The sequence below is a fragment of the Streptomyces sp. NPDC059866 genome, from assembly GCF_042731325.1.
In the GTDB taxonomy this organism is placed as follows: domain Bacteria; phylum Actinomycetota; class Actinomycetes; order Streptomycetales; family Streptomycetaceae; genus Streptomyces; species Streptomyces flavusporus.
The window spans coordinates 132537-157753 of the sequence record NZ_JBHWJT010000005.1 but is presented as its reverse complement, the minus strand read 5'-3'; the positions used below and the strand labels follow the sequence as shown (position 1 = coordinate 157753).

The window sequence follows — 25217 nt, the reverse complement described above, 5'->3', positions numbered from 1 at the left end:
GCCGATTCGTTTCAGAGGGCCCACATGGTGAGTGTTCAATCCCCACCCGTACGCCGTGAACTTCCCTACGCGCGCGTGCTGTTGCTGCCGGCCATACTGATGGCCGCGGCGACCGGGGCGTCCGTCGCCCTGGTGACGCAGTCCGCCCGGATCGCGGTCGGCTGGTGCGGCGGCATCGCCACGCTCCTGGTGATCGCGACCGCGGCCGAGGCGGTGCGCCGCAGCCGCGCGCTGCGGGACCTGCGTGCCGAACACGCCCGGCACACGGCGTATCTGGAGCGGCGCATCGCCGCCCACGACGAGCACATCGCCCGGCTCGCCGACGAGCATCTGCCGGCCGCGCTGCGCCGGCTGCGCAGCGGCAACTCGCCCCACGAGGTGCTGCGCCAGCTCGGCCAGGAGAACCCCGACTTCCGGGCCCTCTCCGAGGCCGAAATCCAGGTGATCACGACGGTCCTGCGGATCGTGGACCACGAGGAAGCCCTGCGCGACTCCTCCCAGCGCGCCTTCGTCAGCGTCGCCCGACGCGTCCAGGCCATCGTCCACCAGCAGGCCAAGGAACTGAGGGAGATGGAGGAGGACCACGGCCGCAACCCCGAGGTCTTCGACGACCTGCTGCGCATCGACCACGGCAACGCGCTGATCGGCCGCCTCGCCGACTCCGTCTCCGTCCTCGGCGGCGGCCGCCCCGGACGCCAGTGGCCCCGGCCCGTCGCCCTCTACAGCGTGCTGCGCGGCGCCATGTCCCGGATCCTGGAGTACCGGCGGATCAACCTGGCCTCGATCGCCAAGGTCAACATCAAGGGCATCGCCGTCGAGCCGGTCATCCACGCCGCCGCCGAACTCCTGGACAACGCCACCCGCTACTCGCCGCCCAACACCAAGGTCCACGTCACCGCCACCGAGGTGCAGACCGGTGTCTGCATCGAGATCGAGGACGCCGGCGTCAGCCTCAGCGAGGAGGCCCGCAAGCGGGCCGAGGGCATGCTGGAGCGCGCCAAGGCCGGCGGCGACCTGCAGGAGCTCGGCGACAGCGACGCCCCGCGGCTGGGCCTCGCCGTCGTCGGCCGGCTCTGCTCGGCGCACAACATGCAGGTCTCCCTGCGCGCCTCCGCGTACGGCGGGGTCCGCGCCATCCTCGTCGTGCCGAGCGAGATGATGACCGACGAGCCCGGCGTCGGCCTCGCCCACGGCATCGGCGCCACCGCGTTGCCCCAGACCACGCCCGGCACGGTGGAAGGCCCCAAGCGCACGCCCAAGAAGCGCCGCCCCACCAGCCCGCGCATCCCCGCCACGGTCTCCATGGAGGACGAGGTCCCCGAGGTCACCGAGTGGACCGCCCAGGGCCTGCCGCAGCGGCGCAGCCGGATGAAGATCCCGCTGGACCAGCGGCTCGCCGAGCAGGCGGCCCTCGAGAAGGCCGCGCGCGAGGGCGACGAGGAAGCCCTGCGCTGGATGCAGCCCCGGCCCGAACCGGCGCCTGATCCGGAGCGGAAGAAGCACAAGGAGCGCGAACCCGGGCTGGCGTTCGAGGCCTTCTGGGAGGGCCTGAAGAAGGACCTGCCCCCGGGCGTCCACCCCACCGCGTTCACCCGTGACCCTGCCGCATTCACCCATCTGATCAAGGACCCGGCCCGTACCGAGGCCGATGACGAGGGGGACCCCAAGTGATCCAGCAGCGAGGGAACTTCGACTGGATGCTCAAGGAGCTGGACGACGGCGTCCCGGGCATCGAGATGATCGTGGTGCTCTCCGCCGACGGTCTGCGCATCGCCCGGCACGGCGGCGACCCGGACGCAGCCGACCGGGTCGCCGCGGCCTGCGCCGGGCTGCAGAGCCTGACGAGCGCCGTCGCCCAGGAGATCCCGGGCAGCGAGGGCGAGATGAAGCTGGTCGTCGTCGAGATCGACGGCGGCTACTTCTACCTGATGGCCGCCGGCGCCAACGCCTACCTCGCGGTCCTCGCCGACGTGCGGTGCGAACCCGGCTACATGAGTGCGCACATGCGCGACCTCGTCGTGCGGATCGGCGCCCATCTGACCAGTCCGCCCCGACGCAGCGGGCGCACCGTATGACTCCTCCCCAACGCCAGAGGCGTCATCCCCTGCCGGATCCGGCGCCGCAGCCCGCCAAGCAGGGTGACGGCCAGAACCCCGAGCGGCTGTACACCATCACCGGCGAGGACGGCTCCCGGGTGCCGCTCGACCTGGTCACGTTGATCGTGGCGAACGCCGATCCCCGGCCTTCCGCCACGCCCGAGCAGGCGGCGCTGCTCCGGCTCTGTTCGGCCCCCCTGTCCGTGGCCGAGCTGTCGGCCTACCTCAATCTGCCGTTCAGCGTGGTGACCGTCCTGCTCACCGAGCTGCTGACGGCCGAACTGGTGCGGGCCCGCGCCCCGATCGTCCGCCAGGCGCTCCCCGACCGTTCCATCCTCGAAGCGGTGATGCATGGACTTCAAAAGCTCTGACACCATCCCGGGCCCACGCGCCGAGGATCATCTGCCGCACACGGCCCAGGCCGCGGTGAAGATCGTGATCGTGGGTGGCTTCGGTGTCGGCAAGACGACCATGGTCGGCTCGGTCAGCGAGATCCGTCCGCTGACCACCGAGGAGACCATGACGCAGGCCGGCATCGGAGTCGACGACAACTACGGCTCCGAGTCCAAGACCGCCACCACCGTGGCGATGGACTTCGGCCGCATCAGCATCACGGACCAGCTCGTGCTCTACCTCTTCGGCACGCCCGGCCAGGAACGCTTCTGGTTCCTGTGGAACGGCCTGTTCGAAGGCGCCCTCGGCGCCGTCGTCCTGGTCGACACCCGGCGCCTGGAGGTCAGCTTCGACGTCATGGGGCGGCTGGAGGAGCGCGGGGTGCCGTTCGTGGTGGCCGTCAACTCCTTCCCGGACGCACCCCGTTACCCCCTCGAGGACCTGCGGACCGCACTCGACCTGCCCGAGGCCATCCCCATCATCGAGTGCGACGTACGCCGCCGGGCCTCCAGCCGGGACGTTCTGATGACCCTGATGCGCTTCCTGCACTCCCTCGCCCTGATGGGCAAGCTCGCCTGATCCCCGATCGACCCCCCGATCCAGCACCGTTCCCGAAAGCGACCCGCTGTGACGCCTGACATCCCTTCCCGTACCGGTACGGACGACGATCTCACGTTCGGTGGCCCGCCGCCCGGCTGCCCCGCCCACGGCCGCGGCCCCGGCGGACTGCACCGGCTGCACCAGGCGGAGGACCTGGGCGACCTCTACGAGCAACTCCGCGAGGAGCACGGCCAGGTGGCGCCCGTGCTGCTGCACGACGACATCCCCGTGTGGGTGGTCCTCGGACACGCCGAGAACCTGCAGATGGTGCGTACACCCTCGCTGTTCACCCGGGACAGCCGCATCTGGACCCCGCTCCAGGAGGGCATGGTCAAGCCCGACCATCCGCTCATGCCGCACATCGCCTGGCAGCCCATCTGCTCCCACGCCGAGGGCGAGGAGCATCTGCGGCTGCGCGGCGCCGTCACCGGCGCCATGTCGACCATCGACCACCGCAGCATCCGCCGGCACATCAACCGCTACACCCAGCGGCTCGTCAACGAGTTCTGCGAGCAGGGCCACGCCGAACTCGTCAGCCAGTTCGCCGAGCATCTGCCGATGGCGGTGATGTGCGAGATCCTCGGCATGCCCGAGGAGTACAACGAGCGGCTGGTGCAGTCCGCCCGCGACGCGCTCAAGGGCACCGAGACCGCGCTCGCCAGCCACGCCTACGTCATGGACGCCCTCGGCCGGCTCACCGCACGCCGCCGCGCCCACCCCGAGGAGGACTTCACCAGCCACCTCATCACCCACCCGGCCCGGCTCACCGACGACGAGGTCAGGGAACACCTGCGGCTCGTCCTCTTCGCCGCCTACGAGGCCACGGTCAACCTCCTGTCCAACGCGCTGCGCATGGTGCTCACCGACCCGCGTTTCCGCGCCCAGCTCAACGGCGGCCAGATGACGGTGCCCGAGGCTGTCGAGCAGTCCCTGTGGGACGAGCCGCCGTTCAGCACCGTCCTCGGCTACTTCGCCAAGCAGGAGACCGAGCTCGGCGGTCACCGCATCCGCAAGGGCGACGGACTGCTCTTCGCGCCGGCCCCGGGCAACATCGACCCCAAGGTGCGGCCCGACCTCGCCGCCAACATGCAGGGCAACCGCTCCCACCTCGCCTTCGGCGGCGGCCCGCACGAGTGCCCCGGCCAGGACATCGGCCGGGCCATCGCCGACGTCGGCGTCGACGCGCTGCTGATGCGACTCCCGGACGTCGAACTCGAATGTGACGAGGACGAGTTGGAGTGGCGGGAGTCGATCGCCTCACGCCATCTGGTGGAGCTCCCGGTGCACTTCGTGCCGAAGCCGCCGCAGGACGTCATGGAACCGCCGAGCCCCCGGTCGGTGCCACAGCAGCGCGCCAGCTGGCAGGTCGGCACGATCGAGCCCGAGCCGGCACCCGCCGTCGTCCCCGAACCCCGGCCGGCCGAGCCCGTCGCACCGACGCCGACGTCGGAGCCGGCCCCCCGCAGGCCGGGCGCCTGGCAGCGGTTCCTGCACTGGTGGCGGGGCTACTGACCCGCCCACTGCGGGAAACAGGACCAGGCCGTCAGCGTCCGCTCACTGCGGAACAGATGCGCCACCCCCGTGACCGGGTCGGTGAACTCCAGCTCCCGCGCCAGCAGTTGCAGCGGGCGCCGGAAGTCACCGGCCGGCACGGGGCCGGTCACCACCGGATAGAGCGGATCGCCGAGGATCGGCACCCCCAGCGTGTTCATGTGCACCCGCAGCTGATGGGTCTGCCCGGTGCCGGGCACCAGCCGGTAGCAGCCCAGGTCCGTACGGTGCTCGATCAGCTCGATGCGGCTCACCGCGTTCGGCTCGCCCTCGACCTCGCGGGCGGTCAGCGAGCCGCGCTCCTTCACGATCCGGCTGCGCACCGTGCGGGGCAGGCCGAGCGCGGGATCGTACGGGGCGACCGCCTCGTACTCCTTGCGCACCAGCCGGTCCCGGAACAGCGTCTGGTACGCACCGCGTTCCTCGGGGCGCACCGTGAACAGCACCAGCCCCGCGGTGAGCCGGTCCAGCCGGTGCGCGGCGCCCAGCGTCGGGATGCCCAGCTCCCGCCGCAGCCGGGCCAGCGCGGTCTCGGCGACATGGCTGCCGCGCGGGGTCGTGGCAAGGAAGTGCGGCTTGTCGACGACGACGATGTGCTCGTCGCGGTGCACGACCTGCAGCGGGAAGGGCACCGGCACCTCGTCGGTCAGGTCCCGGTGGAACCACACGAACATCCCTGGCACGTACGGCGCGTCCGACGCCACCGGCCGTCCGTCCGCCCCGACGACCAGCCCTGCGTCGAACATCCCGTCGACGACCCCGGCGCCCGCGCCGGTGAGCCGCGCCACCAGATGCTCGCGCACCGTGGCCCACGGCCCCTCGGCGGGCAGTCGCACCCGCACGGGATCCACCCCGTGACGCTGGGGGAGGGGGGACGGCGGGGGCGGGGTACGGCGTCTCATCGAGTGCCAGGGTACGAGCCGTCGCACGCCACCGGAAAACCGCTGGCCGGGCCCGTACGGCCCTGACACGCTCGCGATCATGCCGTTCCTCATCAAACCCGTCCTGTCCCCCGGGACGCTCGCCCGCGTCCCGCAGCCCGTGATCCCGACCGGCGACGGCCTCCTGCTGCGCCCCTGGAGGGCCGAGGACGCGCCCGCCCTCCATGAGATCTTCCAAGACCCGCTCATCCACCGTTGGCACACCCGCGCGGCCCACTCGGAGGAGGAGGCCGGCGGCTGGATCGACGAATGGGTGGCGGCCTGGACCGAGGAGCGGACCGCCCAGTGGGCTGTCGCCGACGCGGCCACCGACCGGCTGATGGGGCGTGTGGGGCTGAACGGAATCGCGCTCGATGACGGAGTCACCGAGGTGGCCTACTGGACCGCGCCGGCGGCCCGCGGCCAGGGCGTCGCCGCCCGCGCCACCACCGCCCTCGCCCGCTGGGCCCTCGACGAGACCGGCTTCCACCGCCTCGAACTCACCCACGCCGTCGCCAACACGGCATCCTGCCGCGTCGCCACGAAGACGGGCTTCGCCCTGGAGGGCACCAAGCGCAGCGCCGGCCTCCACACCGACGGTTGGCACGACATGCACCTGCACGCGCGCGTGCGGGGCGACTGACCTGGACCGTCACCGTCACCGTCTCCGGCACCGCCGTCCGCCTGCCGCGCGCAGCCAGGCCAGGTTGACCGTCATGAACAGGCCGTAGAGCAGGGCGAGGGCGTTGACCGGGACGCCCCAGCGACCGAGGGAGAACAGGGGTGCGCCCCTCTCGTCGGTGCCGGTGGAGGTGAAACGGCCGCGCAGGCGCTGCACCAGCAGGGGGCCGGTGGATCGGGGCGGACGGCGGAGGGGCCGGGTTCGATCGCGATACATCGTGTTCGTCGCACCCTCTCGACTTCCGAAGTGACTCGCGATATATTCGCTTGCGGATATTCGGAAACGAGGGGGTCGCCGCCGTGCCGGGCAAGCGCCGCAAGCTGAGCAACCCGCTCGCGCTGACCGTGATGACGACCCTCTGGCAGAAGCCGATGCATCCGTACGAGATCGCCCAGACCCTGCGCCGTCAGGGCAAGGACGCCAGCACGAAGATCAACTACGGCTCGCTCTACACGGTCGTGCAGAACCTCCAGAAGCACGGCTTCGTCGAGGTGACCGACGTGGAGCGGCAGGGCAACCGCCCCGAGCGCACGGTCTACGGGCTCACCGAGGCCGGGCGTGAGGAGATGACCGAGTGGCTGTCGGACCTGATCGCCGTCCCGGCGAAGGAGTACCCGATCTTCGAGACCGCCCTCTCGCTGCTGGGGGCGCTGCCCCCCGACGACGTGGTGCGGCTCCTCCAGGAGCGCCTCACATCCCTGGAGGTTCAGGTCACCAGCGGGCGGGCGGTGCTGGAGAAGCTCTACGAGACGCTGCCGCGGCTGTTCCTCGTCGAGGTCGAGTACCAGCTCCACATGGTCGAGGCGCAGGCGCTGTGGGTCCGCAGCTTCGTCGGAGAGATCCGCGACGGCTCGCTGCCCGGCGTCGAAGCATGGCGGCGCTTCCACGAGACGGGGGAGTGGCCGCCGGAGCTGGAGGAGGTGGAGCAGCGCCACTTCGGCACGTGATCCCTGCATGAACAGACCCCGGCAGGACTGTTGCAGCAGTCCCGCCAGGGTCTCCAACCCCGAACCGAGTCCGCCGTGAGGCAGAACCGGGCGATCGAGGTGCGGCACACCCAGGATAGCCCGGCGCTCTTCACGCGGATCAGTTGTCCCTGCGCTCACCCAGGAGAGCTGTCGTCATGAACTCCCGTGTGCCCGCCGTCGAGGCGCGGCAACTCGTCAAGACCTATCCCGGTGACATCACGGCCCTGAGCGGCCTGGACATCACCGTCGAGCCCGGCACGGTCTTCGGGCTCCTCGGCCCCAACGGGGCCGGAAAGTCCACCACCGTCAAGATCCTCACCACCCTGGCCCGCCCCGACTCGGGCGCGGCCACCGTCGCCGGCCACGATGTGCTGCGCCACCCCGACCGGGTGCGCCGCGCGATCGGGGTGGTCGCCCAGAACTCCGGCGCCGACCCGGTCGCCACCGGCCGTGAGAACCTTCAACTCCAGGGCAGGCTCTACGGCTTGAAGGGCGCCGCACTCGGTCGGCGGGTGGAGGAGCTGCTGGAGCGTTTCACGCTCTCCGACGCCGCCCGGCGCCCGGTGAAGGGCTACTCCGGAGGTATGCGCCGCCGGCTCGACGTGGCGCTCGGCCTGGTACACCGGCCCCAGGTGCTCTTCCTCGACGAACCCACCACCGGCCTCGACCCGGAGGCCCGCAGCGCGATGTGGGACGAGATCGGGCGGCTGGCCGGTGAGGAGGGCCTGACCATCCTGCTGACCACGCACTATCTCGAAGAGGCCGACCGGCTCGCCGAACGCATCGCCATCGTCGACCGAGGCCGCGTCGTCGTCGAAGGCAGCCCCCACTCCCTCAAGGGCGAACTGCGCGGTGACGCCGTCCATGTGGAACTGCGCGAGGCGCTCGGTGAAGCCGGCCGTACGGTGCTCGGCGGCACCCTCGGCGGACTGCCGGGCGTGCACGAGGTGCTGATCGACGGCCTGCGCATCAGCGTCCGGGCCGACGAGGGCGCCGCCGTGGTGCCTGCGCTGCTGGCCACCCTGGAGCGCGCCGGAGTCGGGGTCGCCGCCGCGACGGTCGCCCGGCCCTCCCTCGACGACGTCTACCTCCGCTATGCCGGCCGCCGGTATGCCGAGGCCGACTCCGCCGATCAGTTCGTCCTGGCGGGAGGTGCGCGATGAGCACCGCGGTCGCCCAGACCTGGTACATGACGCAACGTCAACTCATGGTGTTCGCACGGCAGCCCGCGTACGCGGTCATCACCCTCATCCAGCCGGTGGTGTGGCTGTTCCTGTTCGGCAGCCTCTTCAAGAAGGTCGTCGAGCTGGGCGGCTTCGGCACCGGCTCGTATCTCGACTACCTCGTACCGGGCGTGGTGGTGATGAGCGCGCTCAGCTCCAACATGTGGGCGGGCATGGGCACGTTGGAGGAGATCCAGCGCGGCACCCTCAACCGCTTCCTGACCACCCCGGTCAGCCGGGCCGCGCTGATGAACGGCAACGTCGTGTACAACGGCCTGGTCACCGCCCTGCAGTCGGTGGTCATCGTGCTGCTGGGGCTCCTCGGCGGCGCCGACTATCCGGGCGGTTTCGTCGGGGTCGTCGTCCTGGTCCTCGCCTCGGTGTTGCTCGGCACCGTCTTCGGGGCGCTGTCCAACGCGCTCGGCATGCTGGTGCGGGAGCGGGAGTCGCTCATCGGGATCAACACCTTCCTGCTGCTGCCGCTGACATTCCTGTCCAGCGCCTTCATGGCACCGGCCCAGATGCCGGGGTGGATGCGGCACGTCGCCGACTTCAACCCGCTCGACTGGGCGATGGTGGCGGGCCGTTCGGCACTGTCCGCCGACCCTGACTGGGGGGACGTGCTCAGCCGGGGCGGAGGACTGCTCGCGCTCGCGGTGGCGGCGGTGTGGCTGTCGATCCGGACGTTCAGGTCGTACCAACGGTCGGTGTGACCCGGCCGCGGACAGCGAAGCGGCGGCACCTCGTACGGTGCCGCCGCTTCAGTCGACGTATGCCTAAGCGGCGGCCACGCCGCTCTCCTGCTCCGCCTCGATGCGGGCGTTCCAGTCCCGCTTCGCGGCCTGCCAGCCGTCCTCGTTGTGGCCGAGCCGCCAGTAGCCGGAGATCGACAGGTCCTCGCGCGGGATCTGGAGCTCGACCCGCAGCAGTCGGCGCAGATCCTTCACGCAGCTCGCCTCGCCGTGCACGAAAGCGTGCACCCGGCCCGCCGGGAACTCCAGCGCCCGTACGGCCTCGACCAGGGCCTCGCCGACGGGACGGTCACCGCGGTGCAGCCAGACGACCTCCACGTCGGAGTCGAACTTCTGCTGCTCCTCGGGCCCGGAGACCTCCACGAAGGCCCGGACCTCGGCACCGTCGGGGAGCGATTCCAGGGCGGCCGCGATCGCGGGCAGCGCGCTCTCGTCACCGGCGAGCAGATGCCAGTCGGCGCTCGCGTCGGGGGCGTAGGCGCCGCCGGGGCCCATGAAGTGGATGGTCTCGCCGGGCTGGACGCGCATGGCCCAGGGGCCGGCCAGTCCCTCGTCGCCGTGGAGCACGAAGTCCAGTGTCAGCTCGCGCAGTTGGGGGTCCCAGGCGCGCACGGTGTACGTCCGCGTGACCGGCCACTGCTCGCGCGGGAACTCCTCGCGGATCCGCTGCATGTCGAAGGGCTCGGGGTAGGTGACGCCGTCGGCGGGGAACAGGAGCTTCACATAGTGGTCGGTGCACGGGTCCGCCGAGAACTCGGCGAGACCCGGGCCGCCCAGGACCACGCGCTGCATGTGCGGAGTGAGCCGTTCGGTGCGGACGACCTGCGCGGAATGAGCCCTCCGCGGCTGCCGGGCCGGACGTTCTGCCATGACGGTCTCCCTGTTCCCCAAGAACTTAGGCTTGCCTAACTTACCATCTTCCCCCAGTAAACGCCTCTCTCCTGACGAGTTTATGAGTCCGAATTGTCTTGATTGCTGAAATGGTCACGATCCGAGGGTCGTCAGCAGCCGCTGCAGCGACCCGCCGAGCCCCCACCGCACGGCCAGCCCGTCCAGCGCCGCCGGGTCGCGGGGGGTGCGCGGCAGCGTCGTGTCGACGTCCGGCAACGGCACGTCCGTCGCGACCCGGACCACCGTCGGTGCCACCGCCAGATACGGCCGCGCCTCGCTCAGCCGTGTGCGCTGCGTCGGCGTGAGCCGGGTCGTGCGGTCGTCGACGGCGGCCAGGATTCCCGCCAGATCGCCGAACTCGGCCAGCAGCTTGGCGGCCGTCTTCTCGCCGATGCCCGGTACGCCCGGCAGGCCGTCGCTCGGGTCGCCGCGCAGCAGCGCCAGATCCGCGTACCCCCGGCCGTCGACGCCGTACTTCTCGCGCAGCCACCCCTCGTCCGTGAGCTGCAGCGTGCCCACGCCCTTCAGCGGGTACAGCACCCGCACCCCGCGTGCGTCGTCCACCAGCTGGTACAGGTCCCGGTCGCCGGTGACGATGTCCACCGGGCCGGCCGCCCGTGCGGTGAACGTGCCGATGACGTCGTCCGCCTCGTACCCCTCGACGCCCACGCGCGCGATGCCGAGCGCGTCGAGGACGGCCTCGATGACCGGCACCTGCGGCGACAGCGTGTCCGGCACCTCCTCCTCGTCGGGCCCCACCTCGTGCTCCTCGGCGACGCGGTGCGCCTTGTACGACGGGATCAGGTCGACCCGCCACTTCGGCCGCCAGTCGGCGTCCATGCAGGCGACCAGATGGCCGGGCTGGTGGTCCCGGACCAGGCGGTCGATGAACTCCAGCAGTCCGCGCACGGCGTTCACCGGTGTGCCGTCCGGGGCTTTCACCGAGTCCGGGACGCCGAAGTAGGCGCGGAAGTAGAGCGAGGCGGTGTCGAGGAGCATCAGTCGTCCGGTCACGCCTCGCATCATGCCGTACGGCTCCGACAGTCGTCCGGAGACGGCCGGGGGTGAACCACCGGCCGAACGCCCTGTGAACTGGACCACTAGTGCGTTTGTGCAGGCGGAACAGGGGCAGGCGCCGCCTCGGAGCGATGTCGGTTGCATTTTCAAACAGTTTGTCCTGTCATCGCCCCTTTCCCCTGCCGTCGAGACAAGAGGTACGCGTGTCAGCCAGGCTAGAGGCCGAGCATCTGTACAAGGTGTTCGGCAGACGACCGGATGAGGCAGTCAACAAGCTCCGCAAAGGGGCAGACCGGGAGGAGCTGCGCGCCGACGGCACCACCGCCGCCGTGATCGACGCCTCCTTCACCGTGGAACCAGGCCAGATCTTCGTCGTCATGGGCCTGTCCGGGTCCGGCAAGTCCACGCTGCTGCGCATGCTCAACGGGCTGCTGGAGCCGACCGCCGGCTCGGTCCGTTTCGACGGCCAGGACCTCACCGCGGCCAGCGACCGCGACCTGCGCGAGGTCCGGGCGAAGAAGATCAGCATGGTCTTCCAGCACTTCGCGCTCTTCCCGCACCGCAGCGTCCTGGACAACGCCGCCTACGGCCTCGCCGTGCAGGGCGTGCCCCGCGCCGAGCGCGAGCGGCGCGCCGGCGAGGCGCTCGCCCTGTGCGGTCTGGCCGGGTGGGAGAAGTCCTGGCCCGACGAGCTGTCCGGCGGCATGCAGCAGCGCGTCGGCCTGGCCCGCGCCCTCGCCACCGACGCCGACCTGCTGCTGATGGACGAGTCCTTCAGCGCCCTCGACCCGCTGATCCGCCGCGACATGCAGGACCAGCTGCTCGAACTCCAGCGGAGTCTGAAGAAGACGATCGTCTTCATCACCCACGACCTCAACGAGGCCATGCGTCTGGGTGACCGCATCGCCGTCATGCGCGACGGACAGATCGTGCAGACCGGCAGCGCCGAGGACATCCTGCTGCGCCCCGCGAACGACTACGTCGCCTCCTTCACCCAGGACGTCGACCGCTCCCGCGTCCTGACCGCGGGCGCCGTCATGGACACCGAGGTGCGCGGCGACGAGGCCGACTGCGGCTGCGAGACCGCGACGCCCGACACCCCGTTCGGTGAGCTGTGCGCGATCAGCGCCCGGGTCACGCACCCGGTCGCGGTGCTCGACAAGCGGCGCGGACTGGTCGGGGTCGTCCCACGGCAGCGGCTCGTCGGCTTCCTCGGAGAAGAGGCGGGCGCACCCGAACCGTGCGACTCCCCGCGCGACAAGGGCGGAGAGAAGGTGACCGCCGGTGCCTAGGATCGAGTTCGGCTCTTGGGTCAATGACACGGTCGAATGGCTCACCACCCACCTGGGATGGCTCTTCGACTTCTTCGAGCAGGTCTTCCGCGGCGCCTACGAGGGCGTCGACTCCGTGCTTCAGGCGCCCGAACCGCTGCTCCTCGCGGGCATCTTCGCCGTGATCGCCTTCTGGCTGCGCGGCGCGCTCGCCGGCGTCCTCACCTTCGTGGGATTCGCCTTCGTCATCTCCCTGGAGCTGTGGGAGAACGCGATGATGACGCTGTCGCTCGTCATCGTCGCCACCGTCATCGCGCTCGTCATCTCGGTCCCGGTGGGCATCTGGGCGGCGCGCTCGAACCGCGTCAGCTCGGTCGTACGGCCCGCGCTGGACCTGATGCAGACGCTGCCGGCGATGGTCTACCTCATCCCGGCGATCCTGTTCTTCGGCAGCGGCGCCGCCGCGGGCATCGTCGCCACCCTGATCTTCGCGCTCGCCCCGGGCGTGCGCATGACCGAGCTGGGCATCCGCCAGGTCGACAAGGAACTGGTCGAGGCGGCCGCGGCGTTCGGCACCACCCCGCGCGACACCCTGCTGCGCGTCCAGCTCCCGCTGGCGCTGCCCACGGTCATGGCCGGCGTGAACCAGGTCATCATGCTCGGCCTGTCGATGGCCGCGATCGCCGGCATGGTCGGCGCCGACGGCCTGGGCGGCGACGTGAACGAGGCGATCGGCCAGCTCAACGTCGGCCTGGGCGCCGAGGCGGGCATCGCCATCGTGATCCTCGCGATCTACCTCGACCGTATGACCAGCGCGCTGGGCACCGAGGTCTCGCCGCTCGGCCGGCGGGCCGCCGCCCGGCTGCGCGCCGCCCAGGGCCTGAAGATCTGGTCGTACCGGCCCCGCCCGGCCGTCGCCGTCGTCGGCGTCGTCGTCCTCGCCCTCGTCGCGGGCGGCATGGGCATGTTCGGCAGCAGCGACAAGACCGCCCCGGTCGCCGCCGACACCAACGTCGGCCAGGGCAAGAAGATCAGCATCGGCTACATCCCCTGGGACGAGGGCGTCGCCTCCACCTATCTCTGGAAGGAGATCCTGGAGCAGCGCGGCTACGAGGTGGAGACCAAGCAGTTCGAGGCCGGGCCGCTCTACACCTCGCTCTCCCAGGGCGACATCGACTTCCAGACCGACGCCTGGCTGCCGGTCACCCACGAGCAGTACTGGAAGAAGTACGGCGCACAGCTCGAGGACCTGGGCTCCTGGTACGGCCCCACCTCCCTGGAGCTGAGCGTGCCCGCCTACATGAAGGGCGTCGACTCCCTGGAGGACCTCAAGGGACAGGCGTCGAAGTTCGGCGGGAAGATCACCGGTATCGAGTCCAGCGCCGGCATGATGAGCCTGCTCAAGAGCAAGGTCCTCAAGGAGTACGGCCTCGAGAAGGAGTACAAGGTCGTCGACAGCTCCACGCCCGCGATGCTGGCCGAGCTCAAGCGCGCGTACGCCAAGCAGGAGCCGATCGTCGTCACGCTCTGGTCGCCGCACTGGGCGTACAACGACTTCGAGCTGAAGAAGCTCAAGGACCCGAAGGGCGCCTGGGGCTCGGGCGACGGTGTGCACACCCTGGCGCGCAAGGGCTTCGCCCAGGAGAACCCGGTCGTCGGCGAGTGGCTGAAGAACTTCAAGCTGAGCGAGGAACAGCTCACCAGCCTGGAGTCGGAGATCAACAAGGCCGGCAAGGGCAGGCAGCAGGACGCCGTGCGGGCCTGGCTCAAGGGCAACCAGGGTGTCGTCGACAAGCTGGCCCCGGTCCCGGACGCGGCCGGCGCGGCCCCGGCCGAGACCAAGCGCCCCGTGGACGTGGCCTGGTTCCCCTGGGACGAGGACATCGCCGTCACCTACCTGTGGAAGAACGTCCTGGAACGGCGCGGCTACCAGCTGAACCTCAAGCAGATGGACGTCGGCCCGGTCTACACCGGCCTGGCCTCCGGCGACCTGGACCTCAACTTCGACGCCTGGCTGCCGTACGCCCAGAAGAACTACTGGGACAAACACAAGGACGAACTCAACGACCTCGGCACCTGGTACGAGCCGACCTCGCTGGAGCTCGCCGTCCCCTCCTACGTGAAGGGCGTCGACTCCCTGGAGGACCTCAAGGGCAAGGCCGACCTGTTCGACGGCCGGATCGTCGGCATCGAGCCGGGCACCGGTGAGATGAACCTGCTGAAGACCAAGGTCCTGCCCGGCTACGGCCTGGACAAGGAGTACGAGGTCGTCGACGGCTCCACCCCGGCGATGCTGGCCGAGCTCAAGCGGGCGTACGCCAAGAAGGAGCCGATCGCCGTCGTGCTGTGGTCACCCCACTGGGCGTACAGCGAGTACGAGCTGACCAAGCTGAAGGACCCCGAGAAGTACTTCGGCGAGGGCAACACGATCCGCACGATCTCCAGCGAGAAGTTCCCGGAGCAGTACCCGCAGCTCACGAAGTGGATCAAGAACTTCAGGATGAGCGAGGACGAGCTGGGCACCCTGGAGGCGGAGATCAAGGACCGCGGCCAGGGCCACGAGGAGGAGGCCGTCGCCGCCTGGCTCGAGGAGCATCCCGACATGGTGAGCCGGATGACACCGCAGTGACCGTCGTCCCCCGACGCGTGCCCGGGTGACCTGACCGGCCCGGCACGTCCTGCCCGAGGGGTGGGCTTCACCGCACGACCGACGCGTGCGGCGAAGCCCACCCCTCGTGGCATTGCCCCGTACCCGGACAATGGAAGGGACGAAAAGGATCCGGCCAACCACGAAGAGCCACGCCCTGCCCGAGCCTCGTCCGCTCGACGGCGTGGCCGCCGCGGCTGTGGTGAGAACACCTGGCGAGCCTCACGCGTTGCAGTGAGAAGGACGCCCGCGTAAGACCACTGTGAGGGCCGATCCGCTGGCGCGAACTGTGAGGTCGGGAGGCACCCGGTGTGACGGCGATGTGACAGGCGCATGAAACGGTTTGCCGAACATGCGTAGGGTGCAGAGAACTCATCAGAACGGAGTGCGCCCGGACAGCGGCGCATGAGGAGCGAGCGACGAGCGAAGGAGGGAGCCGGAGCGATGGGCGACCACAAAGAGCAGTCCCTTCGAGTAGGCGCGGCCGTACGGCGGCGGCGCCGCGCCCTGGAGCTCACCCTCGCCGTCGTGGCCGAGCGCAGCGGCCTGTCGGTCCCCTTCCTGAGCCAGGTGGAGAACGACCGGGCGCGACCCAGCCGCAGCTCCCTGGAGAAGGTCGCCGACGCCCTGCGCACCACCGCCGTCGAACTCCTCGCGGCCGCCGACCCGGCGTGCAGCGTCGACGTGGTGCGCTGCGAGAGCACCGAGCCGGCGCCCGAACCGCAGGTGCGCTCCCTGGTGCGCGGTCACCATCAGATGCATGCCTCGGAGTTCACCGGCGACCATGACGCCGGGCGTGAATTCCAGTACCGCAACGACCAGTTGATGTACGTCGCGGACGGCGCGGTGGAGATCGAGGCGGAGGGCCGCGCCTATCGCCTGGGCCGCGGCGACACGCTGTACCTCACGGGCGGCGTCCGGCACCGCTGGCGGGCCGCCGAGCCGGACACACGGGTCCTCGTCGTCGCCGTGGCCGAGCACATCGAGGCCGTCCACGACAAGCCCCGGTAGTGCGGGTCGTCTCGCTGGTGCCGTCGCTGACGGAGGCCGTGGCGGTGTCCGTGCCCGGCGCTCTGGTCGGCGCCACCGACTGGTGCACCCGTCCGGCGGATCTGGACGTCATCCGCGTCGGCGGCACCAAGAACCCGAAGGCCGAGCGTGTCCTCGCCCTCGCCCCCGACCTGGTGATCGCCAACGAGGAGGAGAACCGCGCCCCCGACCTCGACGCCCTGCGCGCCGCCGGCGTCGAGGTCCTGGTGACCGAGGTGCGGGACGTGCCGCAGGCCTTCCGTGAGCTGGCCCGGGTGCTGGACGCCTGCGGTGCCGGGTCCCGGCCGCGGTGGCTGGACGAGGCCGAGGCGGCCTGGTCGCGGCCACCCGTCCTGGACCCTCGTACGACCGCCGTGGTGCCGATCTGGCGGCGGCCGTGGATGGTGCTCGGCCGGGACACCTTCGCGGGCGACGTACTGGCTCGGCTCGGCGTCGACCACCTGTACGCGGGCCACGCGGACCGCTATCCACGGATCCCCCTCGAGGATCTGCGCGCGGCGGCACCGGACGTGGTCGTGCTGCCGGACGAGCCCTACCGCTTCACCGCGGACGACGGACCGGAAGCCTTCGCGGGGCTGCCGTGCGCACTCGTCAGCGGCCGGCACCTGACGTGGTACGGGCCGTCGCTCGTCGAGGCACCACGGGTGCTGGGCGAGGCCCTGCGGGCGGCTCTCCGCTGAGCAGGCCGCCACCCGGGGGGTATGTCTCCGTCGAGGCATAAGGTGGAGTTATGAGCTGGTCGGAGGAGCAGGAGAACGGGCGGCCGTCCACGGGCGGTGGCTCGCTGGCGCACCGGGTGCCCGATCTGGGCGCGCTGGAGCTGCTGCTGGCGGTGGCCCGGCTGGGCAGCCTCGGCGCGGCGGCCCGTGAGGTCGGCATCACCCAGCCGGCGGCCAGCAGCCGGATCCGCTCCATGGAGCGGCAGCTGGGCGTGGCCCTGGTGGACCGGTCCCCGCGCGGATCGCAGCTCACGGACGCCGGTGCGCTGGTGACGGACTGGGCGCGCCGGGTCGTCGAGGCGGCGGAGGCCTTCGACGCGGGGGCACAGGCGCTGCGGGACCGGCGGGACTCGCGGCTGCGGGTCGCGGCCAGCATGACGATCGCCGAGTACCTGCTGCCGGGCTGGCTGCTGGCGCTGCGCGCCCAGCGGCCGGACACGGCGGTGTCACTGCTCGCGGGCAACTCGGCGGCCGTGACGGAGCGGCTGCTGGCCGACGAGGCCGACCTGGGCTTCGTGGAGGGACTGACGGTGCCGACCGGACTGGACTCGGTCGTCATCGCCCACGACCACCTGATCGTCGTCACAGCACCCGGCCACCCCTGGGCCCGCCGACGCCGCCCCCTTCCGGCCGCGGAACTGGCGGCGACGCCGCTGGTCCTCCGGGAGAAGGGCTCGGGCACCCGCCAGGTCCTGGACGCCGCGCTGGGCGGCCTCGCCCGGCCGCTGATCGAGCTGTCCTCCACGACGGCCGTGAAGGCATCCGCCGTCGGCGGCGCCGGACCGGCGGTGCTGAGCGAACTGGCGGTCGGGGAGGAACTGTCCACCCGGCGCCTGGTCAGCGTCCCGGTGGACGGCGCACGGCTCCGCCGCGACCTGCGGGCGGTCTGGCGCACAGGCCACCGGCCGACGGGCCCGGCGCGGGAGCTGCTGGGGCTGACGCGGGCTTCGTGACCCCGGCGCCCGCCGCAACGCCCCCTGTTCAAACCCTCGCGGAAGCGACCAGCGCCCGCATCACCCGAAGATCCTCCCCCATCTCCGGATGCCACTGCACCCCCAGCACCCAGCCCTCCGCGGACGGCAGCTCGATCGCCTCCACGGTGCCGTCCGCCGCGTGCGCCGAGGGAACGAGGCCGGTGCCGAGCCGGTCCACGGACTGGTGGTGGTACGTCGGTACGGACGTCTCCTCCGGTACGACACCCGCGTACAGCGTGCCCGGCACCGGCTTGACCGCATGGTGGCCGAAGACCCCCACCACCTCCGCGTGCCCGTCGAGGTGCTGGACGAGCGTGCCGCCGAGGGCGACGTTCAGCAGCTGCATGCCCCGGCAGATCCCCAGCAGCGGTACGTGCGCGGCCAACGCCGCCTCGATCAGGGCCAGTTCCCAGGCGTCCCGTTCCCGCGCGGGCGGCCCGGTGCGGGGGTCGGGGGACGCGCCGTAGCGGACCGGTTCGACGTCCGGGCCGCCCGCGATCACCAGAGCGTCGAGGCGGGCCACCGTCGCCACCGCGTGCTGCACCGCGTCCGGCGGCAGCATCGCGGCCAGCCCGCCCGCGCGCTGCACCAGCCGCGGGTACCCGGCCGGCAGCAGTGCCGCGTCCAGTTCCCACACGCCCCAGCGCGCCCCGGCCTCCAGATACGTACTGACGCCGATCAGCGGCCTGCCGGTCATACGTCCTCCCGCTGCCCTCAATGGATCGCCCTCATACCTTTGTCGTCAGTGGCGGTACGGCGCAAGGCCTCAGGTCAGGAACCCCCGCAGCAGTGCGGCGGTCCCCGCACAGTGCTCCCGCATGATCTCCCGCGCCCCGTCCGCGTCGCCGTCGAGCACCGCCTCCACCAGCGCGGTGTGCTGGCGCTGCGAGTGCTCCAGGTTGCGGACCAGCAGCGGGATGCAGTCGAGCAGGTCGTTCACCGTCGCCCGTACCGCCGCGTACTGCGCGGTCAGCGTCGGCGATCCGGACAGCTCGGCGAGGGTGAGGTGGAGCAGTGTGTCCAGGCGCCGGTAGTCGGCGAGCGGGGCGTCGTGCGTGCGGGCGAGCGCGTCCCGCAGCCGGTCCGCCTGCTCGTCGTCGAGCCCGTGTGCCGCGCACAGCCCCGCCGCGCCCACCTCCAGCACTTCCCGGAACCGCAGCACGTCCTCGATGTCGACCGCGGCGACCCGCCGCCGCAGCTCGCTCTCGCCGGCGGCGTCCGTGCGGGGCAGCACGAACGTTCCGCCGTACCGTCCGCGCCGCGACTCGACCAGCCCCTGGTCCTGGAGCACCTTCAGCACCTCGCGCAGCGTCACCCGGCTGATCCCGAGCCGCTCCGCCAGCTCCCGCTCCGCGGGCAGCCGCTCCCCGCCGGGCACCAGACCGAGCCGTACGACCTGGAGGATCTGCTCCAGCGCCTCCTCGAAGCCGTTCCCGGCGCGCACCGGCCGCAGTACCGGCGTCAGCGGGTCGTCCGGGCCGCCGACCGGATCCACCGGCATATGGTCGTGCCCCCTTCCCAAGCAATGGTTCTCAGCAATACCTTATGGCTCTCGGCGCCGTCCGAAGAAGCGCGCAGAAGCCGGAAATCCGAAGAAGCGCGCAGAAGCCGGAAAGACGACGGAAGATGCCCCAAGGAGGCCCTCCCGTGGCAGACCGCACACCCCCGCTCAGCGTCGAGGAACTGCACGCCCTCGTCGCGGGCGGCGAGATCGACACCGTCGTCCTGGCCTTCCCCGACATGCAGGGACGGCTGCAGGGCAAGCGGTTCGCCGCGCGTTTCTTCCTCGACGAGGTGCTCGAACACGGCACCGAGGGCTGCAACTACCTCCTCGCCGTCGACACCGAGATGAACACCGTCGACGGCTACGAGATGTCCTCCTGGGACCGGGGCTACGGCGACTTCGCCATGCACCCCGACCTCAGCACCCTGCGCCGGGTGCCGTGGAACGAGGGCACCGCCATGGTGATCGCCGACCTCGCCTGGAGCGACGGCTCCCCGGTCGTGGCCGCGCCCCGGCAGATCCTGCGCCGCCAGCTGGAGCGCCTCGCCGGCCTCGGCCTCACCGCCCAGGTCGGCACCGAGCTGGAGTTCATCGTCTTCAAGGACACCTACGAGCAGGCCTGGGACGCCGGCTACCGCGGGCTCACCCCGGCCAACCAGTACAACATCGACTACTCGGTCCTCGGCACCGGCCGCATCGAGCCCCTGCTGCGCCGGATCCGCAACGAGATGGCCGGCGCCGGGATGACCGTCGAGTCCGCCAAGGGTGAGTGCAACCCCGGTCAGCACGAGATCGCGTTCCGCTACGCCGAGGCCCTGGTCACCTGTGACCAGCACGTCGTCTACAAGACCGGCAGCAAGGAGATCGCCGCCCAGGAGGGCATGTCGATCACCTTCATGGCGAAGTACAACGAGCGTGAGGGCAACTCCTGCCACATCCACCTGTCGTTGGCCGACGAGCACGGCAGGAACGTCATGCCGGGCAGCGCGTCCGACGGCATGTCCGACGTCATGCGGCACTTCCTCGCCGGGCAGCTCGCCGCGCTGCGGGACTTCTCCCTGCTCTACGCGCCCCACATCAACTCGTACAAACGCTTCCAGCCCGGCTCCTTCGCCCCGACCGCCGTCGCCTGGGGCTACGACAACCGCACCTGTGCGCTGCGCGTCGTCGGCCACGGCCGCTCCCTGCGGTTCGAGAACCGGCTGCCCGGCGGGGACGTCAACCCGCACCTCGCGGTGGCGGGCATGGTGGCCGCGGGCCTGTACGGGATCGAGCAGAAGCTTCAGCTGCCCGAGCCCTGCCCCGGCAACGCCTACACCGCCGACTTCGCGCATGTCCCCGGCACGCTCCGCGAGGCCGCCGAGCTCTGGGAGAACAGCCTGATCGCCAAGGCCGCCTTCGGCGACGAGGTCGTCGCGCACTACCGCAACATGGCCCGGGTCGAGCTCGAGGCCTTCGACGCCGCGGTCACCGACTGGGAGCTGCGCCGCTCCTTCGAACGCATGTGAGGCCCCTCTTGTCGTACGAACTCCAGGTGCTGAACCCGGCGACCGAGGAGGTCGTCGCCACCGTCCCCGGCGCCACCGCGGCCGATGTCGACGCGGCCGTCGTGCGCGCCGCCCGGGCGCAGGCGGACTGGGCGGGCCGCGCGCCCGGCGACCGCGCGCGCCTGCTGCGCCGGTTCGCCGTCACGGTCGACGAACACCTCGAAGAACTGGCCCGGTTGGAGGTCCGCGAGGCCGGACACACCCTCGGCAACGCCCGCTGGGAGGCCGGCAACGTCCGTGATCTGCTCGACTACGCGGCCGGGGGAGTGGAGCGGCTGACCGGACGCCAGATTCCGGTCCCGGGCGGCCTCGACGTCACGATCCTCGAACCGCTCGGCGTGGTCGGCGTCATCGCGCCCTGGAACTTCCCCCTGCCGATCGCGGCCTGGGGCACGGCACCGGCGCTCGCCGCAGGCAACGCGGTCGTCCTCAAGCCCGCCGAGACGACCCCGCTCACCGCACTCCGCCTGGCCGAACTCGCCCTGGAGGCGGGCCTGCCCGAGGGCCTGTTCCAGGTGCTGCCCGGACACGGACCCGTCACGGGGAACGCACTCGTCGAGCATCCGGGCGTGGCGAAGATCGTCTTCACCGGGTCGACGGCCGTGGGCAAACAGGTGCTGGCAAAGGGATCGGCCCTCCTCAAGCGCGTCACCCTCGAACTCGGCGGCAAGAGCCCCAACATCGTCTTCGCCGACGCCGACCTCGAAGCCGCAGCGGCCGCCGCGCCCATGTCCTTCCTCGACAACTCCGGCCAGGACTGCTGCGCCCGCACCCGCATCCTCGTCCAGCGCTCCGCCCACGACCGGTTCCTGGAACTGCTCGCCCCCGCGATCGAGGCCGTCACCGTCGGCGACCCCGCCGACGAGAAGACCGACATGGGCCCCCTCATCTCCAGGGCCCAGCTGGAGCGCGTGCGTTCCTACGTCCCGACCGAGGCCGACGGCATCCGTGGCAAGGCCCCCGAAGGCCCCGGCTTCTGGTTCCCGCCGACCGTGCTGACCGGAGTCGACCCGCACGCGCGCGTGGCCGTGGAGGAGGTCTTCGGCCCCGTCGCCGTCGTCCTGCCCTTCGACGACGAGGCCGACGCCGTCCGCCTGGCCAACGCCACCGACTACGGCCTTTCCGGCTCCATCTGGACCCGCGACATCGGCCGCGCCCTGCGCGTCTCACAGGCGGTCCGGGCCGGCAACCTGTCCGTCAACTCCCACTCCAGCGTCCGCTACTGGACCCCGTTCGGCGGCTTCAAGCAGTCCGGCATCGGCCGGGAACTCGGCCCGGACGCCCTGGCCGCCTTCACCGAAACCAAGAACGTCTTCATCAGCACGGAGGGCCCCGCACAGTGAGCGAAGACATCATCTGCCGCCGGCTCGTCGGCCGCACCGCCGTCGTCACCGGAGCCGGCAGCGGCATCGGCCTCGCCACCGCCCGCCGGCTCGCCTCCGAGGGGGCGCACGTCGTCTGCGGCGACGTCGACGAGCAGCGCGGCAAAGCGGCCGCCGAGGAGGTCGGCGGCCTCTTCGCGAAGGTCGACGTCACCGACCCCGAGCAGGTCGAGGCCCTGTTCAAGGCGGCGTACGACACCTACGGCAGCGTCGACATCGCCTTCAACAACGCCGGCATCTCCCCGCCCGACGACGACTCCATCCTGGAGACCGGCCTGGAGGCCTGGAAGCGCGTGCAGGAGGTCAACCTCACCTCCGTGTACCTGTGCTGCAAGGCGGCCATCCCCTACATGCGGCGTCAGGGCAAGGGCTCCATCATCAACACGGCGTCGTTCGTGGCGCGGATGGGTGCCGCGACCTCGCAGATCTCGTACACCGCCTCCAAGGGCGGCGTGCTCGCCATGTCCCGCGAACTCGGCGTGCAGTTCGCCCGCGAGGGCATCCGCGTGAACGCGCTCTGCCCGGGCCCGGTCAACACCCCGCTCCTGCAGGAGCTGTTCGCCAAGGACCCCGAGCGCGCCGCACGCCGTCTCGTCCACATCCCGCTCGGCCGGTTCGCCGAAGCGGAGGAGATCGCCGCCGCGGTCGCCTTCCTGGCCAGCGACGACTCCTCCTTCGTCAACGCCACCGACTTCCTGGTGGACGGCGGGATCTCGGGGGCGTACGTCACACCGCTGTAGGAGTCGTCCTACAGTGCCGGGATGAGCATGACGCCCCCGCCCGGCTGGTACCGCGATCCGTCGGCCCCGCACGTCGAACGCTGGTGGGACGGCACGGCCTGGACGGACCACCGGCGCACACCGGAGGTCCCCGGCCCGCCGTCCCCGACGGCCGGCACGTCCACGCGCGCGAAGGCCGTCGCTCTCACCGCCGCCGGCGTGGTCCTGGTCGCCGCGATCGTCACCGGGGCGGTCGTCCTCGGCGACGACGGCAACGGGGGCGGCACGGAGGCGAACACCGCGGCACCCACGACAGCCACGACCAGTGCGACACCTGTACCGTCGGTCTCCACCTCCGAACCGTCCGCCGACGGCCCGGCCGTCGTCGTCGACGAACTCAACGGCATCACCCTGCCGTTGCCCGACGGCTGGGTCCGGCCGGAGAACGTCACCGTCGACAACGTCATGATGACGACGGACGGCACCTACGACTGCCCCGGCGACGGCGGCTTCTGCCGGCACGGACTGGTCATCTCGCGCACGGTGACCGAGAACGACGAGAAGTCCCCCGAGGCCCTGGCCAAGGCGGACATCCCGGACGCCGCCGACGAGGCCTACGACCGCGACGCCGTCGGCCGCCGCCCCTACGGCGGCATCGAGTCCCACCGACTCGTCGCGTCGGGGCCGGTCGCGGTGGCGGGCCGCGCCGGGTACTTCGTGCGCTGGCGCGTCACAACGGCCGAGGGGCCTGGCGGTTACGTCCAGTCCCTCGTCTTCCAGTCCAGTGTCGGCACCGAGTCGCCGGTCATCGTGCGCTACGTCTTCGACGCGGGCGAGGACGGGCCGCCGCTGGCCGACATGGACCGGATCACCAAGGGCATCCGGGCGATCGGGGACGAGACCGGCGGCGGCGTGGGCAGCAGCGTCGGCCCGTCGAGCTGACCCGCTACAGGAACGTGCGGCCCTCACCCCGGTACGTCGGAACCGTCGCCGTCACCCGGTCGCCCTCGAGCAGATGCAGCGCGTCGAACCGCTCGCACAGCTCACCGGCCTTGGCATGCCGGAACCACACCTTGTCGCCGATCAGCAGATCGTCGGCGGGGGAACCGAGCAGCGGGGTCTGCACCTCGCCGGCACCCTCCTGGGGGTCGTACCGCAGCCCTTCCGGCAGGTACGGCACCGGCAGCCGGTCCGCCCCGGCCGCACCGGAGGCCGGATAGCCGCCGCCGAGCACGGTCACGACCCCCACGCCGGGCCGGCGCACCACCGGCTGCGCGAACAGCGCCGCCGGACGCCCGGTGAAGGACGTGTAGTTGTCGAACAGCCGCGGTACGTACAGCCCCGACCCCGCCCCGATCTCGGTGACCGCGTCCTCCGCCGCCGTGTGCTGCACACTGCCCGTGCCGCCGCCGTTGACGAACTCCAGCCCCGGCACCACGGCCCGCACCGCGCGCACCACCGCGGCGCGCCGTTCGGCAAGCTCCCGGCGGGCGGTGGCCTGCATCAACCGCACGGCACGCGAGCGCAGCGGCCGTCCGGCGATCGCATCCCCGACACCGGCGATGTGCCCCTCGTACGCCATGATCCCCACGACCTCGAACCCCGGCCGCCGGGCCACCGCCCGGGCCAGATCGGCGACCTGGGCGGGGGAGTGCAGCGGCGAGCGGCGGGCCCCGACGCGCACCCGCCCGCCGAGCAGCTTCAGCGAGGTGTCCAACTCCAGGCAGACGCGCACCACTTCACGGCCGCCGTCGCGCGCCCGGTCGATCAGGGTCAGCTGGGCGGGGTCGTCGATCATCACCGTGACCGCGGCGGCCAGCTTGGGATCGGCGGCCAGTTCGGCGAATCCGGCGCGGTCGGCCGACGGGTAGGCGAGCAGGATGTCGTCGAACCCCGACCGCGCCAGCCACAGGGACTCGGCCAGGGTGAACGACATGATGCCCGCGAAACCGTCCTTCGCGAGGACGCGTTCGAGCAGGGCACGGCAGCGGACGGACTTGCTGGCGACACGGATCGGCTTCCCGCCCGCCCGGCGGACCAAGTCGTCCGCGTTGGCGTCGAAGGCGTCGAGGTCCACGATCGCGAGAGGGGCGTCGAGATGGGCGGTGGCCCGGTCGTAACGGGCCCGGTCGGCGGCGCGCGCAGTCATGAACGAAGCCTGCCAGACAGGATTACCGCAGGGTAGGGGGATGTTCCGGGCAGATCCCCCGGGCTCGTGGACTGGTTCCCGTTCGACCGGGGGCAACCCGTAGAGTGACGCGCACGCACGGAGGAACGACACTGCGCGCCACTCGCGCCGGATGCCGGTCCC

Annotated in this window: 24 protein-coding genes and 1 pseudogene; 18 read left to right on the top strand and 7 right to left on the bottom strand. The window is 71.3% G+C overall.

What is annotated here, in order from left to right; translation table 11 throughout:
* The first annotated feature begins 24 nt into the window (after window positions 1–24).
* The 5 genes from ACFV7R_RS09310 to ACFV7R_RS09290 are packed head-to-tail and all read left to right on the top strand — an operon-like array spanning window position 25 to window position 4601.
* On the top strand, window positions 25–1671 hold the full coding sequence (locus tag ACFV7R_RS09310; protein WP_385261712.1) for a sensor histidine kinase: 1647 nt from the start codon (window positions 25–27) through the stop codon (window positions 1669–1671).
* Entirely contained in the window at window positions 1668–2075 is a 408-nt protein-coding gene (locus ACFV7R_RS09305; protein WP_129796948.1) for a roadblock/LC7 domain-containing protein, read from the top strand. Before ACFV7R_RS09310 ends, ACFV7R_RS09305 begins: the two co-directional genes overlap by 4 nt.
* Entirely contained in the window at window positions 2072–2467 is a 396-nt protein-coding gene (locus ACFV7R_RS09300; RefSeq protein WP_129796947.1) for a DUF742 domain-containing protein, read from the top strand. Before ACFV7R_RS09305 ends, ACFV7R_RS09300 begins: the two co-directional genes overlap by 4 nt.
* On the top strand, window positions 2448–3068 hold the full coding sequence (locus tag ACFV7R_RS09295) for an ATP/GTP-binding protein (protein ID WP_129796946.1): 621 nt from the start codon (window positions 2448–2450) through the stop codon (window positions 3066–3068). Before ACFV7R_RS09300 ends, ACFV7R_RS09295 begins: the two co-directional genes overlap by 20 nt.
* Window positions 3069–3116: 48 nt before the next feature.
* Window positions 3117–4601, top strand: coding sequence for a cytochrome P450 (locus tag ACFV7R_RS09290; protein WP_385261711.1), 1485 nt, complete (start codon window positions 3117–3119; stop codon window positions 4599–4601).
* On the opposite strand, the gene ACFV7R_RS09285 is transcribed toward ACFV7R_RS09290, so the two are convergent.
* On the bottom strand, window positions 4595–5542 hold the full coding sequence (locus ACFV7R_RS09285) for an RluA family pseudouridine synthase (RefSeq protein WP_385261709.1): 948 nt from the start codon (window positions 5540–5542) through the stop codon (window positions 4595–4597). The two genes, ACFV7R_RS09290 and ACFV7R_RS09285, sit on opposite strands and share 7 nt — an antisense overlap.
* Window positions 5543–5621: 79 nt before the next feature.
* On the opposite strand from ACFV7R_RS09285, the gene ACFV7R_RS09280 reads away from it, so the two are divergent.
* On the top strand, window positions 5622–6203 hold the full coding sequence (locus tag ACFV7R_RS09280; protein ID WP_385261706.1) for a GNAT family N-acetyltransferase: 582 nt from the start codon (window positions 5622–5624) through the stop codon (window positions 6201–6203).
* A gap of 45 nt (window positions 6204–6248) precedes the next feature.
* Here the strand turns inward: ACFV7R_RS09280 and ACFV7R_RS09275 are convergent.
* A pseudogene (locus tag ACFV7R_RS09275) lies at window positions 6249–6413 on the bottom strand (amino acid permease); the annotation flags it as partial.
* Window positions 6414–6589: 176 nt separating this feature from the next.
* Between ACFV7R_RS09275 and ACFV7R_RS09270 the strand changes: the two are divergent.
* The 3 genes from ACFV7R_RS09270 (at window position 6590) to ACFV7R_RS09260 (ending at window position 9146) form a co-directional block, all read left to right on the top strand.
* Window positions 6590–7189 (top strand): PadR family transcriptional regulator, encoded by a 600-nt coding sequence (locus tag ACFV7R_RS09270; protein WP_385262143.1) that lies wholly within the window; start codon window positions 6590–6592, stop codon window positions 7187–7189.
* A gap of 176 nt (window positions 7190–7365) precedes the next feature.
* On the top strand, window positions 7366–8373 hold the full coding sequence (locus ACFV7R_RS09265; RefSeq protein ID WP_385261703.1) for an ATP-binding cassette domain-containing protein: 1008 nt from the start codon (window positions 7366–7368) through the stop codon (window positions 8371–8373).
* On the top strand, window positions 8370–9146 hold the full coding sequence (locus tag ACFV7R_RS09260) for an ABC transporter permease (RefSeq protein WP_385261701.1): 777 nt from the start codon (window positions 8370–8372) through the stop codon (window positions 9144–9146). The genes ACFV7R_RS09265 and ACFV7R_RS09260 overlap by 4 nt, the downstream gene beginning before the upstream one ends.
* Window positions 9147–9209: 63 nt before the next feature.
* On the opposite strand, the gene ACFV7R_RS09255 is transcribed toward ACFV7R_RS09260, so the two are convergent.
* Window positions 9210–10055 carry a siderophore-interacting protein gene (locus ACFV7R_RS09255; protein ID WP_385261699.1) on the bottom strand — a complete coding sequence of 282 codons (846 nt, stop codon included), beginning with the start codon at window positions 10053–10055 and terminating at the stop codon, window positions 9210–9212.
* Between the two features lie 114 nt (window positions 10056–10169).
* Window positions 10170–11099 carry a 5'-3' exonuclease H3TH domain-containing protein gene (locus tag ACFV7R_RS09250; protein WP_385262140.1) on the bottom strand — a complete coding sequence of 310 codons (930 nt, stop codon included), beginning with the start codon at window positions 11097–11099 and terminating at the stop codon, window positions 10170–10172.
* Between the two features lie 197 nt (window positions 11100–11296).
* Here ACFV7R_RS09250 and ACFV7R_RS09245 point away from each other — a divergent pair, with 197 nt between their 5' ends.
* From ACFV7R_RS09245 to ACFV7R_RS09225, 5 genes are all read left to right on the top strand, one after another.
* Entirely contained in the window at window positions 11297–12385 is a 1089-nt protein-coding gene (locus ACFV7R_RS09245; RefSeq protein ID WP_385261697.1) for a glycine betaine/L-proline ABC transporter ATP-binding protein, read from the top strand.
* Complete coding sequence (locus ACFV7R_RS09240; RefSeq protein ID WP_385261694.1) at window positions 12378–14993, top strand: ABC transporter permease/substrate binding protein; 2616 nt, start codon at window positions 12378–12380, stop codon at window positions 14991–14993. Before ACFV7R_RS09245 ends, ACFV7R_RS09240 begins: the two co-directional genes overlap by 8 nt.
* A gap of 462 nt (window positions 14994–15455) precedes the next feature.
* Window positions 15456–16022, top strand: coding sequence for a helix-turn-helix domain-containing protein (locus tag ACFV7R_RS09235; protein WP_385261692.1), 567 nt, complete (start codon window positions 15456–15458; stop codon window positions 16020–16022).
* Window positions 16022–16741 carry a helical backbone metal receptor gene (locus ACFV7R_RS09230; protein ID WP_385261690.1) on the top strand — a complete coding sequence of 240 codons (720 nt, stop codon included), beginning with the start codon at window positions 16022–16024 and terminating at the stop codon, window positions 16739–16741. Before ACFV7R_RS09235 ends, ACFV7R_RS09230 begins: the two co-directional genes overlap by 1 nt.
* Window positions 16742–16791: 50 nt before the next feature.
* Complete coding sequence (locus ACFV7R_RS09225) at window positions 16792–17733, top strand: LysR family transcriptional regulator (protein WP_129796935.1); 942 nt, start codon at window positions 16792–16794, stop codon at window positions 17731–17733.
* A gap of 28 nt (window positions 17734–17761) precedes the next feature.
* On the opposite strand, the gene ACFV7R_RS09220 is transcribed toward ACFV7R_RS09225, so the two are convergent.
* Together ACFV7R_RS09220 and ACFV7R_RS09215 are read right to left on the bottom strand one after the other, a co-directional pair.
* The gene (locus tag ACFV7R_RS09220; RefSeq protein ID WP_385261688.1) at window positions 17762–18451 is read right to left on the bottom strand and encodes a gamma-glutamyl-gamma-aminobutyrate hydrolase family protein; all 690 of its coding nucleotides are present in this window, start codon (window positions 18449–18451) and stop codon (window positions 17762–17764) included.
* A 69-nt stretch (window positions 18452–18520) separates the two neighbouring features.
* A complete protein-coding gene (locus tag ACFV7R_RS09215; RefSeq protein ID WP_385261685.1) occupies window positions 18521–19255 on the bottom strand; it encodes a FadR/GntR family transcriptional regulator in 735 nt (244 codons plus the stop codon).
* A 146-nt stretch (window positions 19256–19401) separates the two neighbouring features.
* Here ACFV7R_RS09215 and ACFV7R_RS09210 point away from each other — a divergent pair, with 146 nt between their 5' ends.
* From ACFV7R_RS09210 to ACFV7R_RS09195, 4 genes are read left to right on the top strand one after another with little or no spacing between them, the layout of a single operon-like run.
* Window positions 19402–20766: a glutamine synthetase family protein gene (locus ACFV7R_RS09210; protein WP_385261683.1), complete on the top strand. Its 1365-nt coding sequence runs from the start codon at window positions 19402–19404 to the stop codon at window positions 20764–20766.
* An 8-nt stretch (window positions 20767–20774) separates the two neighbouring features.
* On the top strand, window positions 20775–22148 hold the full coding sequence (locus ACFV7R_RS09205; RefSeq protein ID WP_385261680.1) for an aldehyde dehydrogenase family protein: 1374 nt from the start codon (window positions 20775–20777) through the stop codon (window positions 22146–22148).
* Window positions 22145–22927, top strand: coding sequence for a 3-oxoacyl-ACP reductase (locus ACFV7R_RS09200; RefSeq protein ID WP_385261679.1), 783 nt, complete (start codon window positions 22145–22147; stop codon window positions 22925–22927). The genes ACFV7R_RS09205 and ACFV7R_RS09200 overlap by 4 nt, the downstream gene beginning before the upstream one ends.
* A gap of 27 nt (window positions 22928–22954) precedes the next feature.
* Complete coding sequence (locus tag ACFV7R_RS09195) at window positions 22955–23848, top strand: DUF2510 domain-containing protein (protein ID WP_385262138.1); 894 nt, start codon at window positions 22955–22957, stop codon at window positions 23846–23848.
* A gap of 4 nt (window positions 23849–23852) precedes the next feature.
* On the opposite strand, the gene ACFV7R_RS09190 is transcribed toward ACFV7R_RS09195, so the two are convergent.
* Window positions 23853–25055: an amino acid deaminase/aldolase gene (locus ACFV7R_RS09190; RefSeq protein ID WP_385261677.1), complete on the bottom strand. Its 1203-nt coding sequence runs from the start codon at window positions 25053–25055 to the stop codon at window positions 23853–23855.
* Window positions 25056–25217 lie beyond the last annotated feature (162 nt).